The organism is Brucella daejeonensis, from assembly GCF_014199265.1.
In the GTDB taxonomy this organism is placed as follows: Bacteria; Pseudomonadota; Alphaproteobacteria; order Rhizobiales; family Rhizobiaceae; genus Brucella; species Brucella daejeonensis.
The window spans coordinates 1-16,595 of record NZ_JACIJG010000030.1; the positions used below are offsets into that span (position 1 = coordinate 1).

Sequence of the window (16,595 nt, forward strand, 5' to 3'; positions counted from 1 at the left end):
CCCACCTACTCACAAGCCAACCCAAAGTCAACCGCTTTCACCAGAACTCAAGGACGAAGCAACCTGCCGCTAGCAGCGTCGCCGCCCTCGTTGTGTGGGGCTATATAGGGGGGACCCCTCCCGGCTGTCAACAGCGCCCTTGAAGTTTTTTGATGTTTTTTTGACAGCTTTCCACAGGGCGTCGGATTTCCACGTATTCCCCTTATATTATGCCTGCCTCAACCCGCTCAAAAGAGCTTGGGAGGATCATAAACCGGCCTTATTGCGGAAATAGCTTCCGCCGGAACGTTTCAAACCGGCCACCGGAGACTGTGGGAAATCCTTATCCGGCGGTCTTGTCGTTGACTTACGTTCCCGCGGCAGGCAAAACTCACATGCCCGTTTGGGAACCTTCCAACAGGATGGAAGACACTTCGCACCGGATCGGCGGATCGTCCTGCTTTTCCGGCGCACAATTTCAAGCACATTTGTGCAATCAGTTTTTTGCAGAAGGACTTATCATAGCGGCATGACGGAGATGGGGCCGAACAATCTCGATCCGGGTGACGAGCCCCCGCTTACGGTAGGCGGACGGCGGCCTCCTGATCGCCGCGAGGTTTCAGCCCGTTGGCTTGCCGGGACCTTTCTGACCGGCGTCACATCCTGCATGCTTATCGGCGTTGCGCTTTTCGCCGCCCTGGACGGACGCGAGCAATTGGCGACGCCACCTGAAATTCTCGCCCGCAACGATATGCAGGGCACGGCAGACGAGGTTACCGTCACGAAGGGCGGCCGCCTTGTCAGCACGATCTCCCAGCAAAAGGCGAACGACCGGCGGCGCTTCGATCTTTCGACCATGCAGAAGGTGGGAGAGCGCGAGGTCATCCGCACCCGGCCCTTCGAACTTGTCCATATGGCGCTGGCGGTCGACCACCCGAACACCCGCAAATATCCTGCTTTCAACGCGATGACCGTCTTCTCCGAAGGAACGGCCCCGTCGCAGCCGACCGACGCAGGCCAGATCTATGGTGCGAAGGTTGAAAGCGAAGTCAGCCTTCATGTCGTCGACTTCCCCCTGAACAGCACGGTATTCGATGCGTCGAGCAATCTCACGGTCGACGAGGTGGAAAAGGTCGTTCGGGATACGGGCGGGCTTCTCACCGACGGCGATGTTCAGGTCGCTTCGCTTCATTATGTCGATCCGGCGCGTTTCGGCGGCACCGACTCTCCCTTCGCGCTCGGTCCGGCACTCGGCGTGAAGATCACGCAGGAGAATGTCAGCGTCGCGCAGCGTGGCGACGAGGAAGCGAGCGGCGACGGTTTTTCCGAAGAGCTGATCCCCTTCCGCCAGACGGCTGAAATCGCGCAGGCGCTCGAAGATGCCGGCTATGACGGCGACGACAGCGCCAACATGGCCGATTCGCTTGCAAAGCTGATGAATTCGCCCCGTCTCAAGGAAGGCAGCGTCCTGCGTGTCGGGACTGAAACGCGTGACGGCGAAGACCGCATCGTAAGGGCGAGCATCTATAATCGCACGACGCATCTGGTCACGGTCGCGCTCAACGACCGCGGACAATATGTTCCCTCCGACGAGCCCGAAGAAACGCCGCTCCTACAGACGGCCTTCGACGGCAATGCCGCCCCCGCCGCTATTCGCGGCAACCTGCCCACGGTCTATGACGGCGTCAGCCGCGCGGCGCTCGCATATGGCATGACGGAAACCATGCGCGAGCAGCTTATAAAAATGCTTGCAAGCGACGTCGACCTTCAGTCGCGTCTGTCGTCAAGCGATCAGATCGATGCGTTCTTCTCGCTTCCGGACGATCCGGACAAATCCGAGAATGATTCGCAGCTTCTCTACATCGCCGCCAATTTCAGCGGAACGACCCGGAAATTCTATCGCTATCAGGCACCTGACGGCAGCGTCGATTATTTCAATCCGAACGGCAAGAGCGCCAAACAGTTCCTGCTGCGCAATCCGGTTCCCAACGGGGTCTTCCGTTCGCCGTTCGGGATGCGCCGTCACCCGATCCTTGGCTATAGTCGTATGCATACGGGCGTGGACTGGGCAGCGCCGCGCGGCACCCCCATCATCGCTGCCGGTAACGGCGTGGTTGAAAAAGCGGGTTGGTCCAACGGCTATGGCAACCAGACCCTGATTCGTCATGCCAATGGATATGTGAGCAGCTACAATCACCAGAACGCAATCGCCCGCGGCGTCAGGCCCGGCGCGCGCGTGCGCCAGGGACAGGTCATCGGCTATGTGGGATCGACGGGCCTCTCGACCGGTCCGCATCTCCATTACGAATTGATCGTGAACGGCACGAAGGTCGATCCGCTGCGCATTCGCCTACCCGACAACAAGGCGCTGTCGGGCAAGGAACTCGAAGCCTTCAAACAGGAACGCGACCGCATCGACGTCCTTCTGAACGGCGACGAGAATGGCACCAGGCTGGCCTCCAACGGACAGGCCAAGGGATAACGAAAGCGCCGATCTGATTCAATCAGATCGAAACGCGCTCTAAATGAAATCGCTCTATCCAGTGAATTCGACCGTCACGCCCGATTTGACGAGCTTGGCAAGTTCTTCCGCATCCCAATTGGTCAAACGGACGCAACCGTGGCTCGACGTCTTGCCGATCCTCGACGGCTCCGGCGTGCCGTGAATACCATAGGTGGGCTTGGAAAGCGCGATCCATACCGTGCCGACCGGCCCGTTCGGCCCCGGCGGGATGGTCAGCACCTTGTCGTTGTTGCCCTGCTTGAAGTTGATCTTGGGATTATAGGTATAATTCGGATTGATCGCGATGCGCTGGACCTGAACGACGCCTGACGGCGAGGGATTATCCGACGAACCGATGGTCGATGGATAAGCCACGACCAGCCTGCCGCTTTCGTCATAGCCGCGAACCTGCTTTCGCCCCTTGTCGGCGATGATGCGCGCGACCTTGGCCCGGACGGGCTTGCCGAGATTGGGAACCTTCACGACCGAGCCGGGCTGGTTGAAGTTCACGCCGGGATTGATTTCTTTCAGATAGGTCTCGTCGGTATGAAACTTCTCACCCAGCATTTCGGTCACCGAAGTATAGGCCATGGCCGGAAGCTGGGCCTTGTGGGCATAGTCCACCGGAATGGAAGCCACATACTGGCGACCGACATCCTCATTGGTGATCGTGTATTCGGTAAAGGCAGGTCCGCCGGTCGCCTGAAGCTCCGCATTGACCGCAGCTTCGTCTGCCGGATTGATGGATTTTCCCGTCAATTCGCCGTAAGCCGCAGCAGCCTTGTCCACATTGCTGCCCGAACGTCCGTCGATGACGCCGGGTGAAGCGCCTGCCCGGTCGAGAAGCACCTGATAGGCCGCGATTCTCGCCTTGGCGCCCTGCCCCTTCGGCATTTCGACGGCTGGCGCCATGTCGCCCGGATTTGGGACACCGCTTGGAACATCGCGCGGCTGCTCATAGCCGGGCCGGCCATAATTCTGGCCGTCATCATAGCCCGGATCGGCATTGGCGGAATTTGTGTTGTCGGGATATTCGTCTCCCGCAGGCGGCAGTTCCGATCGCTGGACCTGTCCGTCGCGGTTCCCGCCATATTGCGGCGCGGTGGGCGCTGCCGGATAATAGTTCGGGTCTTCCGGCACATTGCCGAAACCGTCATAGGGCACACCGCCATCGACGGGACCGTCGAGCGTCCAGTTGTCGTCGGACTGTCGCGCACGTCCTGCCTGCCGGTCATAACCGTTCGGATCGTAGCTATTGGCTTCTTCGACGCTGAGAATACGCCCGCGACGATCCATGGTGATGCGGCGTCCATACTGGTCGATGAAAACCCGCACCCGTCGGTCGCGATAAATCTCCTCGCCCGGATCGTAAAGCTGCGCCAGTTGCACCGGACGTTCGGCGACCGGAGCAGAATGGCTTTCGTCAGCCCGCGCGGCGCCATGGACGGCGGTTGCCGCAACGGAAGCGAACAATGCGAAACGAAACATGCGAATGGAATGCGCCATGAAGAATGCCCTGGGTGATCGAGAGATCATGGATGCCGTAAATATGGTTAACAACCGATTTATGCCATGACAGCAGATGCCAGATGAACTGGACATGAAAATGGCCGATGCCCCCTCGATAAGCCGTAAACCACACCAGACAGAAAAAACGCCGCGACCTGTATGATCGCGGCGTTTTGAAATTTTACTTCGGATCGGCTCAGGCGTCTTCGCCGACCTTACGGTCTTCATCCTCGGACATACCCCGGATGGGACGGAAGCTGAGCCTGTCCGAACCGGCGGTTATCTTCACGATCGAGCCATCCAGAATATCGCCGAGCAGGATGCGCTCGGCGAGCGGGTCCTGAACCTCCTTCTGAATGACGCGCTTCAGCGGACGTGCGCCATAGGCCGGGTCGTACCCCTTGTTGGCCAGCCATTCGCGAGCATCCTCTTCGAGCTGCAACACGATCTTGCGATCGCCCAGCAGATTCTGGAGCCGCTGTAGCTGGATATCGACGATAGCGCCCATATCCTGACGGCGCAGCCGGTGAAACAGGATGATTTCATCGACACGATTCAGGAATTCCGGGCGGAAGGCCGCGCGCACCACGCCCATCACCTCATCGCGAACCATATCGACATCGTCCTTCTCGCCGAGATTGACGAGATATTCCGCACCGAGATTCGAGGTCATGATGATGACCGTGTTGCGGAAATCGACCGTGCGGCCCTGACCGTCGGTCAGGCGTCCGTCGTCGAGCACCTGCAACAGCACGTTAAAGACATCCGGATGCGCCTTTTCGATCTCGTCGAACAGGATCACCTGATAAGGCCTGCGCCGAACCGCTTCCGTCAAGACACCGCCTTCCTCATAGCCGACATAACCGGGAGGCGCGCCGATCAGCCGGCTCACGGAATGCTTTTCCATGAATTCGGACATATCGATACGGACCATCGCGGTATCGTCCTGAAACAGGAACGAAGCGAGAGCCTTGGTCAGCTCCGTCTTGCCGACACCCGTCGGGCCAAGGAAGATGAACGAACCGATAGGCCGGTTCGGATCCTGAAGCCCGGCACGCGCGCGGCGCACGGCCTTCGATACGGCCTGAACCGCCTCGCCCTGCCCGATGACGCGCTTGGCAAGCTCGTCTTCCATCCGCAAAAGCTTTTCACGCTCGCCTTCCAGCATCCGGTCAACCGGAATGCCGGTCCAGCGGGAAACCACCTGACCGACATGATCGGGCGTCACGGTTTCTTCGAGCAACGAACCTTTATTCTCGCTGCTTTCGGCTTCACCCAACTGCTTTTCAAGCTGCGGGATCGTGCCATAGGCAAGCTCGCCCGCCTTCTGGAATTCGCCGCCGCGCTGTGCGATGGCAAGGGCGTTGCGCGCTTCTTCCAGCTGCTTCTTGAGGTCGGCTGCAAGCCCGAGCTTCTGTTTCTCCGCCTGCCACTTTGAAGTCAGTTCCGCCGATTCCTCCTCAAGATCGCCCAGCTCCTTTTCAAGACGCTGCAAGCGATCTCTCGAAGCCGCATCGGTTTCCACCTTGAGCGCTTCCCGTTCGATCTTGAGCTGCATGATGCGGCGGTCGATCTCGTCCAGTTCTTCCGGCTTCGAATCGACCTGCATACGCAGGCGCGACGCGGCCTCATCGACAAGGTCGATGGCCTTGTCGGGCAAGAAGCGGTCGGTGATGTAGCGATTCGAGAGCGTTGCCGCAGCCACCAGAGCCGAGTCCGAAACGCGCACCTTGTGATGCTGTTCGTATTTCTCCTTCAATCCGCGCAGGATCGAGATTGTGTCCTCGACCGTCGGCTCATCGACAAAGACCGGCTGGAAACGCCGCGCCAAGGCCGCGTCCTTCTCGACATATTTGCGATATTCCTCAAGCGTGGTCGCGCCGACGCAATGCAGTTCGCCACGTGCAAGCGCAGGCTTCAACAGGTTCGACGCATCCATCGCGCCATCCGTCTTGCCCGCGCCGACAAGCGTGTGCATTTCATCGATGAACAGGATGATCTGGCCGGCGGCGGTCTGCACTTCCGACAGAACCGCCTTCAGGCGTTCCTCGAATTCACCGCGATATTTCGCACCCGCGATCAGGGCACCCATGTCGAGCGCCATCAACTGCTTGTCCTTCAGCGATTCGGGCACGTCGCCATTGACGATGCGAAGCGCCAGCCCTTCCGCAATCGCGGTCTTGCCCACGCCCGGCTCGCCGATCAGCACCGGATTGTTCTTGGTGCGGCGCGACAGAACCTGAATGGTGCGGCGGATTTCCTCGTCGCGCCCGATCACCGGATCGAGCTTGCCGTTACGCGCATCCTCGGTCAGATCGCGCGCATATTTTTTCAACGCATCGTAATTGCTTTCAGCGGAAGCCGAATCGGCAGTGCGGCCCTTGCGCATGTCATTTATGACCTTGTTCAGCGCCGTCGGCGTCACCCCGGCAGCGGAAAGAATTTCGGATGTCTTTGCTGATTTTTCCATCGCAAGCGCCGTCAGGAGGCGCTCGACGGTGACGAAACTGTCGCCCGCCTTACCGGCGAGTTCCTCGGCGAGCGAGAAAACCTTGGCAAGCGGCTGCGAGAGATAGAGCTGATCGTTGCCGCCCGATACTTTCGGCAGCTTTTCGAGCGCATTCTGCAGGCCGATGCGCACATCGGCAATCCGACCACCCGCCCGTTCGATCAGCGACGAGGCAAGCCCCTCATCGTCATCGACCAGAACCTTCAATATATGTTCCGGCGTGAACTGCTGGTTGCCCGACGACAGGGCGAAGGTCTGCGCGGACTGGATGAAGCCCCGCACGCGTTCCGTATATTTTTCGATATTCATCATGTCTCCTTTGCCTTCCGGCCCGTCAACGGCGCCGAAAGATGTTTGGTGACGAAGCCCCCGCAATGGGCAGCTCCTTTTCCAAACAGCATATGGGACGAGAGCCGGGGTTCGGCAAGGGTGACACGCACTTGCAAAACCAAATAAAAATGGCGCGGAAACCGCGCCATTTTAGGGTCAGGACCTGTTAATTTGATGAAAATGGCACCTGAAATGACAAGAACTGCAAGGAAAGACGCGAAAAACGGGGTGGTTCCCCCGGTTGAGCGGCTTGACGCAGCAGATCGCCAATTTCCGGCCTTGGCATTTCGGTGTCCGAAGGATGTGGTCCATCCGCCCGGCTACAGCGTCGAAAAGTCTCGAAAATGAACCACATTTCCTTCGCCTTTTCTCCTCGTATCCAGACGGATGGCCTCACACCATTTCCACCAAATTAATAGGTCCTGACCCTAAAGTCGATTATCGAAATTCCGCTTCGAACGTTCGTCTGAATGAGCGAGGCTCAGACATCCGAATTCGCGGTTTCCGTTACCGTCGTCTCATCACCGCTGTCCTTGGCGGCGCGGCGCGGACGGCCCGGACGGCGCGTGGCCCGACGCGGTGCGGCTTCTTCGGCGGCAGGAGCCTCGGCCGCCGGAGCGGCAACCGGTTCGGCCTCAGCCACCGGAGCCGGCGTTGCGGCTTCCGCGGCCGCAGGCTCGACTGCGGGCTGGTCCTGCTTTTCCTGCGCCTGTTCCTCGGAGCGTTCTTCCGCGTTGAAGCGTTCGCGCTGCGGGCGGCGGCCGCGACCGAGACGCCGGTCGCGATTATCGCGCTCGCGCGGCTGACGGCCTTCGCCGGACTTGGCCGACTCACTGCCCTCTTCGCCGTAGACGACCTCGGCAGGCGTGCCTTCGATGACCGGCTGCGGGCCGGAACCGTTGACCGGCTGCGGCGCGGCAGCGAGCGTGAAGCCCGTTTCCTCGTCTTCCGCGCCGTCATCGTCGAAGCTTTCCTCGCGCTGTAACGGCACCGGATTCTGCGCCATGGCAGCCATGATGATGCGATTGTAATGTTCAGCGTGCTGAAGATAGTTTTCCGCCATCACGCGGTCGCCAGATGCCTGTGCGTCCCGTGCGAGAGTTGCGTATTTTTCTGCAATATGCTGGGCATTGCCGCGGATTTTCACATCCGGGCCATTGCTTTCGTAATTGCGCGACAGAGGATTGGGGCCCTTGCGGTTGTTATTGTTATTCCCCCGTCCGCGCATGCGCCTGTTCTGCTGTGCTGGCCTCATATTCATCTCTTTTCAGATTAAAGGGCGTAGAAACCCCCGCAGCCAAAAAGCTGCCAGTTTCACGCTATCGAGCCATGGAGGAAGCACGCCCTAAAAACTTCCCACACATCGACTGCTCCTGAGTCTCGGAACCATCACCCGCCACCGAAACTCAACGATTGGCTTTAATGCACAAACACTCCGAAAAGCCGGGCTCTTCGAGATTATGCCTGAAAGTCGTGTACTTCCGCACAAGCCATCCCAGAAGATTAACCCTTCGGGGAGCATGACCTTAAATCGCCATGGAGCATTTCCGCTACCGCCCATCAGCGGGCAAAACCATTCTGGCTGTATACGGTGGCCGGAAACTAAACGGCTTCGCCGCAAATTCCAAGTGTTTTTTTAACAGTGCATCGCATCAAAATCATCTATTCGATACGTGTCTGAAAAGCATGGCCCTTCTATGGCCACCGAGATCGCTCGCATGGCCCGTGAGAGAAAATCCTGCGCTTTCAAACAGCGCTTCGACATCCTGGAATTGTCCGGCGCCGATCTCCACGGCAACCGCTCCATCGACATATAGGTGTTCGACTGCCATCTGCGCAAGGGCCCGGTAAAAATTCAGTCCGTCAGCGCCGCCATCGAGTGCCGCAAGCGGATCATGTTCGCGCACTTCCCGCGACAGCCCGGCTATATCGTCGTGCGGAATATAGGGCGGGTTTGAGACAATCAGATGAAATCGTCCGCTCACATTCGCGAACCAGTCGCTTTTCAATGCCGCGAACCGGTCACCGACCCCGTTGGCGGTGGCATTGATTCGCGCCATGGCCAGCGCGCCTTCCGCCATGTCGACGCCGATCCCATGCGCCCGCTCGAAACGATGCAGAAGCGAAACGACGATTGCGCCCGTGCCCGTGCCCATGTCGAGCAATTCGACCGAAGCGTGACGGGCGGAAAGGTCTTCCATGGCGGGAATGACCAGTTCGACCAGCACTTCCGTGTCGGGACGCGGCTCGAGCGTATCGTCCGAGAGCCGGAACGGCAGGCCGAAGAACTCGCGAACGCCCATGATGCGGTGAACCGGCTCACCGTTTGCACGCCTGTCCAGCGCGCCCGAGAGCTTTTCGACAGCGACGGGGGCCACGATCCGTTCAGGTTCCGAAATCAGGTCCAGCCGCGTCGTGCCCGTTGCCCATTCGACCAGCAGACGTGCATCAAGGTCCGGCGTGTTGATCCCCGCCGCGCGCAGTTTCGCCCGTGCTTCCGCCATCAGGCGATCGAGGCGCAGGTCGTTCACGCCCCGGCGCCCAGTTCGACCAGGAGCGCCGTCTGATGATCGGAAATCAGCGCATCGACCAGTTCGTCAAGATCGCCCTCCATCACCCGGTCGAGCTTGTAGAGCGTCAGGTTGATCCGGTGATCGGTGACGCGCCCCTGCGGAAAATTATAGGTGCGGATGCGTTCGGAGCGGTCTCCCGATCCCACCTGGCTGCGACGCGCCTCCGAGCGTTCGCTTTCGGCTTTCTGCCGCTCCATGTCATAGAGGCGGGCGCGGAGAATCTGCATGGCGCGGGCGCGGTTCTGGTGCTGGGATTTTTCGGCCTGCACAACCATGATCCCGGTCGGGATATGGGTGATCCGCACCGCCGAGTCGGTCGTGTTGACGTGCTGGCCGCCCGCGCCCGAAGCGCGCATCGTATCGATACGAATATCCTCGTTGCGGATTTCGATATCGATGTCTTCCGCTTCCGGGAGAACCGCGACCGTTGCGGCGGAGGTATGGATGCGTCCGCCTGCTTCCGTTTCCGGCACACGCTGCACCCGGTGCACGCCCGATTCGAACTTCAACTTTGAAAACACGCCCTTGCCCGAAATGGTCGCGATGATTTCCTTGTAGCCGCCCGCATCGCCCTCGCTCGCCGAAACCAGTTCGACCCGCCAGCCCTTTTCACCGGCATAACGCTCGTACATTCGGAAGAGATCGCCCGCGAACAGCGCCGCCTCAAGCCCGCCCGTGCCGGCGCGGATTTCCAGAATGGCGTTCTTTTCGTCCGCTGCATCCTTCGGCAGGAGCAGAATCTGCACGTCCTGCTCCAGCGCATCGACCCGCTTTTCCACTTCCGGCAGTTCTTCCAGCGCAAGCGCGCGCATGTCCGCATCCGTGGAGGAGTCGTCGCGCATGGCCGCAAGGTCGATCGCTTCCTTGCGCGCATCGGCGAGTTGCCGGATCTTGCCGACCACTTCCTGCAATTCGGAATATTCCGATGCGAGCTTCACATAGGTTTCCGAATCCGGATTATCGGCCATCTGGCTTTCGATCATCGAGAACCGCTTCAAGAGCTGGTCCATCCGATCCTGCGGCAATGCGATCATGTCATGTCCTAAAAAATTTTCAGTGCGTAGCGAATGCCAAAAGACGCGCGGCGCGTGCGCGCCGCGCCCGACCGGTGAAAACGGTCCGCTTCGCTATAACGGAATATCGTTGTCTTCGGCAAACCCTGTCAGCAGTTCACGCAGCGAATGCGCGCCGTTGGGCTTGCCCAGCTCTTCGGCGAGCAGGGCCGTGAGCTTGCCCGCATCCAGCGCGTGCAGCATGGCCTTGACCGGACCGATTGCCGCCGCCGACATCGAAATCGAACGGAAGCCGATCCCCACCAGCGCCATGGCCGGCAGCGGCTTGCTGGCCATCTCGCCACACAGGGTGACCGGCTTGCCATGCCGCTGGCCGGTCTCCACGATATGGCGCAACGCCCGCAGGAAAGCGGGCGAAAGCTGGTCGAAACGTCCAGCCATCAGCGAATTGCCGCGATCCGTCGCCATCAGGAACTGGAACAGATCGTTCGAACCGACGGAAATGAAATCGACCAGCGACATCAGCTCATCGAGCTGCCAGAGCAGCGACGGCACTTCGATCATCGCGCCAAGCTTGAGACACATGGGCAGTTGATGCGCGAAGCGCGACAGGTGGCGAACTTCGCGGTCGATGATCTCGCGCGCGGCCTTGACCTCGCTGACTTCGGTGATCATCGGCAGCAGGATTTTCAGTTCGCGCCCGCCCGCCGCCTTCAACAGCGCGCGCAACTGCGTGCGCAGCAGGCCGGGACGGTCGAGCGTCAGACGGATGGCGCGCCAGCCGAGCGCCGGATTTTCTTCCTGCACTGTCGAGCTGAAATAAGGGAGAACCTTGTCGCCGCCGATGTCGAGCGTCCGAAATGTCACCGGCTTGTCGCCAGCAGCTTCGATCACGGAGCGATAGAGCCGTTCCTGCTGCTCGGCACGCGGAAATGTCGAGGCGACCATGAACTGAAGTTCGGTGCGGAACAGGCCTATGCCCGCAGCCCCCGACGCCGACAGTTGCGGCAGGTCGACCAACAGTCCGGCGTTCATCAGGAGCGAAACGTCGATGCCGTCTTTCGTGATCGACGGCTTGTCGCGCAGTTCGCGATAATGCGCCTGACGCCGGGCCCGGAAACGAACCTTTTCCGCATAAGCCATTTCCAGATCGGTCTGCGGACGCAGATGCATGACGCCATCGTCGCCGTCGACAATGGCCGCGTCGTTGTTTTCAGCCATGGACACGACGCCCTTGGCCTGGCCGACGACGGGAATGCCCATCGCGCGGGCAACGATCACGACATGGCTCGTGGCGGCGCCATCCTCCAGCACGACGCCGCGCAGACGCTCGCGCGGATAGTCCAGAAGCTCGGCCGCCCCCATGGAGCGCGCGACGATGATCGCGTCCTTGACCAGCGATTCGGCGATCGTCTTGATATCGCGCCCCATAAGCTGGCGCAGCAGGCGATTGGCGAGGTCATCGAAATCGGACAGCCGTTCGCGCATATAGGGATCGGTCAGGTGCACCATGCGCGCGCGGGTGTCGCTCTGCACCTTTTCAACCGCCGCCTCCGCAGTCAAACCGTTGCGAATGGCTTCTTCCAGACGCCGCACCCAGCCGCGATCGTGGGCGAACATGCGATAGGCTTCGAGCACTTCGCGATGCTCGCCCTCCACCGCCACGTCGCGTCGCGACAGCATGTCGTCGATGGAGATGCGCAACGATCCCAGCGCCTCGTCCAGCCGGTTCAGCTCCGTCTCGCTGTCCTCGTTGAAAAGATTGGTGACGACGATGCGCGGCTCATGCAGGACCACATGGCCGAGGCCGATCCCGTCGTTGAAAGCCTGACCTGTCACGCTCATCGGGCGACCGAGATCAAGCTCTATGCCAGGACGGGCAAGACGCAAACCGTCGCCGGTGGCGATGATTTCGGCCAGGACCATTGCAGTGGTTTCAAGTGCTTCGACCTCGTCTTCCCTATAGGCGCGCTTGGTCTTGTTCTGGACGACAAGAACGCCCAAAGTACGACCGGCGCGCAAAACGGGAACGCCAAGGAAGGAATTATACACTTCTTCGCCCGTTTCCGGCAGATAGGCGAAGGCCGGATGGCTCTGGGCATCCGTCAGATTGAGCGGCCGGGCGCTCGCCGCGATAGTGCCGACCAACCCCTGGCCAAGACGCAGCTGGGCAAGGTGGACGGCCTGGGGGTTGAGGCCCTCCGTCGCATAAAGTTCCAGGACGCCATCGGCGCGCAGCACGTAGAAGGAGCAGACTTCCGCGACCATGTTCTGGGCGATTTCGCGAACGATCCGGTCAAGGCGTGCCTGCGGTTCCAGTGGTTCCGCCATCAATTCGCGCAACCGCTTGAGCAGTACGCGGGGACCGGTTGTCAGCTCACGCATGATCGTCGGGGGCTCCTTTCAGTTTGCCGGAACGCTTTCGCGAGCCGATTCCCAATACTCGCCCGCGAAGCGTTATGCCAATTCCTTTGTGAGCATTTTTGACACGCGCGTCCAGAACAAATAGTGACGTATCGTAAAATGTTGCAGCGCCGCGCACCTTTTTCCGGCACACGGCGCTGCCTGGAGTTGAAGCTGTCGGTCGATTACTTGTCGAGACCGTAGACGGCGTGCAAGGTGCGCACGGCGAGTTCCGCATAAGGACCGTCGATCAGGATCGAGATCTTGATTTCCGAGGTCGTGATGGCGCGGATATTGATGCCTTTTTCGGCCAGCGCCTTGAAGGCGGTGGCAGCAACGCCCGCATGACTGCGCATGCCGATGCCGATGACCGAAATCTTGGCGAGGCCCGTTTCGGACTGGATATTGTCGAAGCCGATCTCACCCTTGACATTGTCCAGAACCTTCAGCGCCTTGTCGATGTCGCCGGTCGGGATGGTGAAGGTCATGTCGGTCTTGGAGCCGTCTTCCGACACGTTCTGCACGATCATGTCGACATTGATGTGCTCTTCGGCCAGCGGTCCGAAAATGGCTGCCGAAACGCCCGGCCGGTCGGCCACGCGCCGCAGCGAAATCTGAGCCTCATCCTTCGCAAAGGCAATACCTGTGACGACCTGCTGTTCCACGATTTCATCCTCGTCGCAAATAAGGGTTCCGGGCGGGTTGATCGGATCACCCATGCCCGGCGCATCGGGGTCCGTAAAACTGGAGCGTACGAAGGTGCGCACCTTGTGCACCATGGCAAGCTCCACCGAGCGCACCTGCAAGACTTTTGCGCCGAGCGAAGCCATTTCCAGCATTTCCTCGAAGGAAATCTTGGCAAGGCGCTTCGCCTTCGGCTCCACGCGCGGATCGGTTGTGTAAACGCCATCCACGTCCGTATAGATATCGCAGCGATCGGCCTTCACGGCGGCGGCAATCGCCACGGCCGACGTATCCGACCCGCCGCGTCCGAGCGTCGCGATGCGGTTGTCCGGGCCGATCCCCTGGAAACCGGCAACGACGGCAACCTGCCCCATCTCCATGCGGCGGATGATTTCCGAGCCGTCGATTTCCTGGATACGGGCCGCGCCATGGGCATTATCGGTCTGGACCTGAATCTGCCAGCCCTGCCAGGAGCGCGCATCGACGCCGATCGATTGCAGCGCGATTGCCAGAAGGCCGCTCGTCACCTGCTCGCCGGACGCGACGATAGTGTCATATTCGCGCGCATCGTAGAAAGGCGAACTGGAACCGCAGACCTTCGGCATGTTCTGCACCCAGCCCACCAACTCGTTGGTCTTGCCGGACATGGCAGAAACGACCACGGCAACCTGATTGCCTGCCTCGACCTCGCGTTTGACGTGGCGCGCCACATTATAGATGCGTTCCAGATCGGCCACCGATGTGCCGCCGAATTTCATCACGATGCGCGCCATTTAAGGATAGGTCCCGCTGTTTGGAAAATTACAATGGCACCTGCCGAAACCTTATAATCTTGCGACAGGCAAACTCGGGGTCACATAGCCAAAATACGGTAGTTCCGCAAGACCGCGTAGCGGTTTGGTCCCGCGAAAGCGAGAAATTGATTTGCGCCTTGACTTTAAGCCATTACCTTGGGAGGCAGAGCACGGCCATCGCCGCAGGAGCCGGGCCATCGCTGGAGAATGAAATGACCGAGACCGCCCGCACCACCATCGACGCTTCCGAGATCGAGCATTTTTCGCGCATCGCCGCGGAATGGTGGAACCCGCAGGGCAAGTTTCGCCCGCTGCACAAGTTCAATCCGACGCGACTTGCCTATATCAAGGAAAAGATCTGCGCCAAATTCGGTCGCGATCCGAATGCGCCGCGCCCCTTCGAAGGCCTTCGCCTGCTCGATATAGGCTGCGGCGGCGGGCTCTTATGCGAGCCGATGGCGCGCCTTGGCGCGACGGTGATCGGGGCCGACGCCTCCGCCACCAATATCGAAGTCGCCAAAATCCATGCCGCGCAGAGCGGTGTCGAGGTGGACTACCGTGCCACGACCGCTGAAGCGCTTGCCGAAGCCGGCGAAAAATTCGACGTGGTGCTCAACATGGAAGTGGTGGAACACGTCTCCGACGTCGATCTGTTCATGTCGGCGACAGCCGAAATGGTGAAGCCCGGCGGGCTGATGTTCGTCGCCACCATCAATCGCACCCTGAAAGCCTACGGTCTGGCGATCATCGGTGCGGAATATGTGCTGCGCTGGCTGCCGCGCGGCACGCATCAATATGAAAAGCTGGTGCGCCCGGAAGAGCTGGAAGCCGCCCTTTCCAAGGCGGGCCTGCGTCTCATCGACAAGCTCGGCGTGACCTATAATCCGCTGGCCGATAGCTGGAGCCGCTCACGCGACACCGATGTGAACTATATGGTTCTGGCCGAACGTCCGGCCTGATCCCATCAGCCTCTTTGCGCGCGCGTCGTCATGGCCACGCCCACGCAGATCACAAATGCTCCGATCCAGGTCAACGGCGGATAATGTTCGCCAAGGAACAATGTTCCCGAAATCAGGCCGAGCGCCGCCGCGACATAGCCGATCTGGCTGAGATAGACCGGACCACCAACCGCTTGTAGCCGGAAGAACAGCGCGAACATGCCCGCCGATGCAATGGACTGCGCGACAGCGGCCCACGGCGCAAACGCAAGAGTCTCAATCGGAAACTGACCCGTGAACACCAGTATGCCCGCAAAAAGTATCAGTGCCGAGGCAAGATGGCTTCCGGCAGCAAGCTCGGTCGGATCGGAATTTTTCGGCCAGTCAAGCGTACGATAGATATTGCCTGCGGCAAGCAAAACCGGAATGAGCAATGCGGCGCCGATCCAGAGCGGATCGGCGGGCTTCCCCACCTCGCCCCGCGTCATCGCCACCATGACCGCCCCGATAAAGCCGACCGCAATACCGCCAATACCCAGCCCGTTGGGACGGCGAAGACCGAAACCCATCGACAATAACAGCGTGATGACCGGCGACAGCGTGTACATGATGCCGGTAAACCCGGCGCCAAGGCGGGGTATGGCCGACAGGATCAGAAGATTCGGCAGCGCATAGGAGATGATTGCGGTGCAGATATAATAACGCAGCCTTCCGCCGGAAAAACCGACACTCTTTCCCTGCAAAAGGAGAACTGCGGAAAGAATGAGACCAGCGCTCGCCGAAAACAGGAAGGTCCACATGGCGGGCGGAACGCCCGCCTGCGCGGCGATCTTGCCGAGAGGCAGGATGAGGCCCAGAAGGGTTCCGGTCGCAATCAGCAAAAAAGGCGCAGAATCCGTCAGTTTCATGCGCCTCGCCTCCCGCGCTGCTATCAGTTCTTGTCTTCAGGAAATACCGGCAGCGGCAGAACGTCGACGCCGTCTTCGAGCAGCGAGTGCACATCCTCGCGCGAAGCCTCGCCATAAATACCACGCATTTCGGTTTCGCCGAAATGAATCTTTCGGGCCTCTTCGGCAAACCTGTCGCCGACATAGTCCGTGTTCTCACGGACCTTCCGGCTCAGTTCGCGCATTTCATCCAGTATCTTTTTCTGCGTTTCGCCCAGCGTCATGGCAATCTTCTCCTTGCCGCGGCTTGTCGAGACGGCAGGCGCCATCAGCGATTTCTGGACGGTTTGCGAGTTGCACACCGGACAGGCGACGAGCTTCATCCCCGACTGCCGGTCGAAATCGGCATTGTCGCGAAACCATCCCTCGAAATCATGGCCCTGATCGCAATGAAGCGAAAAACGGATCATGGA

The 16,595-nt window shown here is 60.0% G+C and carries 11 protein-coding genes; 2 read left to right on the forward strand and 9 right to left on the reverse strand.

Annotated features, from left to right (window positions below):
• The first annotated feature begins 508 nt into the window (after positions 1-508).
• Positions 509-2,461: a M23 family metallopeptidase gene (locus FHS76_RS21095; RefSeq protein ID WP_183657840.1), complete on the forward strand. Its 1,953-nt coding sequence runs from the start codon at positions 509-511 to the stop codon at positions 2,459-2,461.
• A 54-nt stretch (positions 2,462-2,515) separates the two neighbouring features.
• Here the strand turns inward: FHS76_RS21095 and FHS76_RS21100 are convergent, their stop codons facing one another.
• The 7 genes from FHS76_RS21100 to FHS76_RS21130 form a co-directional block, all read right to left on the reverse strand.
• Positions 2,516-3,988 (reverse strand): L,D-transpeptidase, encoded by a 1,473-nt coding sequence (locus FHS76_RS21100; RefSeq protein ID WP_183657843.1) that lies wholly within the window; start codon positions 3,986-3,988, stop codon positions 2,516-2,518.
• A 199-nt stretch (positions 3,989-4,187) separates the two neighbouring features.
• Positions 4,188-6,809: an ATP-dependent chaperone ClpB gene (clpB, locus tag FHS76_RS21105; protein ID WP_183657846.1), complete on the reverse strand. Its 2,622-nt coding sequence runs from the start codon at positions 6,807-6,809 to the stop codon at positions 4,188-4,190.
• Between the two features lie 502 nt (positions 6,810-7,311).
• A complete protein-coding gene (locus tag FHS76_RS21110; RefSeq protein WP_183657849.1) occupies positions 7,312-8,085 on the reverse strand; it encodes a DUF4167 domain-containing protein in 774 nt (257 codons plus the stop codon).
• Between the two features lie 403 nt (positions 8,086-8,488).
• Entirely contained in the window at positions 8,489-9,334 is an 846-nt protein-coding gene (gene prmC, locus FHS76_RS21115; protein ID WP_183657916.1) for a peptide chain release factor N(5)-glutamine methyltransferase, read from the reverse strand.
• Between the two features lie 23 nt (positions 9,335-9,357).
• Positions 9,358-10,437 carry a peptide chain release factor 1 gene (prfA, locus tag FHS76_RS21120; RefSeq protein ID WP_183657852.1) on the reverse strand — a complete coding sequence of 360 codons (1,080 nt, stop codon included), beginning with the start codon at positions 10,435-10,437 and terminating at the stop codon, positions 9,358-9,360.
• 93 nt (positions 10,438-10,530) lie between these two features.
• Positions 10,531-12,801, reverse strand: a complete 2,271-nt coding sequence (gene ptsP / locus FHS76_RS21125; RefSeq protein WP_183657855.1) for a phosphoenolpyruvate--protein phosphotransferase — start codon at positions 12,799-12,801, stop codon at positions 10,531-10,533.
• Positions 12,802-13,004: 203 nt separating this feature from the next.
• Positions 13,005-14,276: an aspartate kinase gene (locus FHS76_RS21130; RefSeq protein WP_183657858.1), complete on the reverse strand. Its 1,272-nt coding sequence runs from the start codon at positions 14,274-14,276 to the stop codon at positions 13,005-13,007.
• Between the two features lie 233 nt (positions 14,277-14,509).
• Here FHS76_RS21130 and ubiG point away from each other — a divergent pair, with 233 nt between their 5' ends.
• Positions 14,510-15,256, forward strand: coding sequence for a bifunctional 2-polyprenyl-6-hydroxyphenol methylase/3-demethylubiquinol 3-O-methyltransferase UbiG (ubiG, locus tag FHS76_RS21135; RefSeq protein WP_183657861.1), 747 nt, complete (start codon positions 14,510-14,512; stop codon positions 15,254-15,256).
• A gap of 5 nt (positions 15,257-15,261) precedes the next feature.
• On the opposite strand, the gene FHS76_RS21140 is transcribed toward ubiG, so the two are convergent.
• Complete coding sequence (locus tag FHS76_RS21140) at positions 15,262-16,143, reverse strand: DMT family transporter (RefSeq protein WP_183657863.1); 882 nt, start codon at positions 16,141-16,143, stop codon at positions 15,262-15,264.
• A gap of 23 nt (positions 16,144-16,166) precedes the next feature.
• A complete protein-coding gene (locus FHS76_RS21145; RefSeq protein ID WP_183657865.1) occupies positions 16,167-16,592 on the reverse strand; it encodes a DUF1178 family protein in 426 nt (141 codons plus the stop codon).
• Between the last annotated feature and the right edge of the window lie 3 nt (positions 16,593-16,595).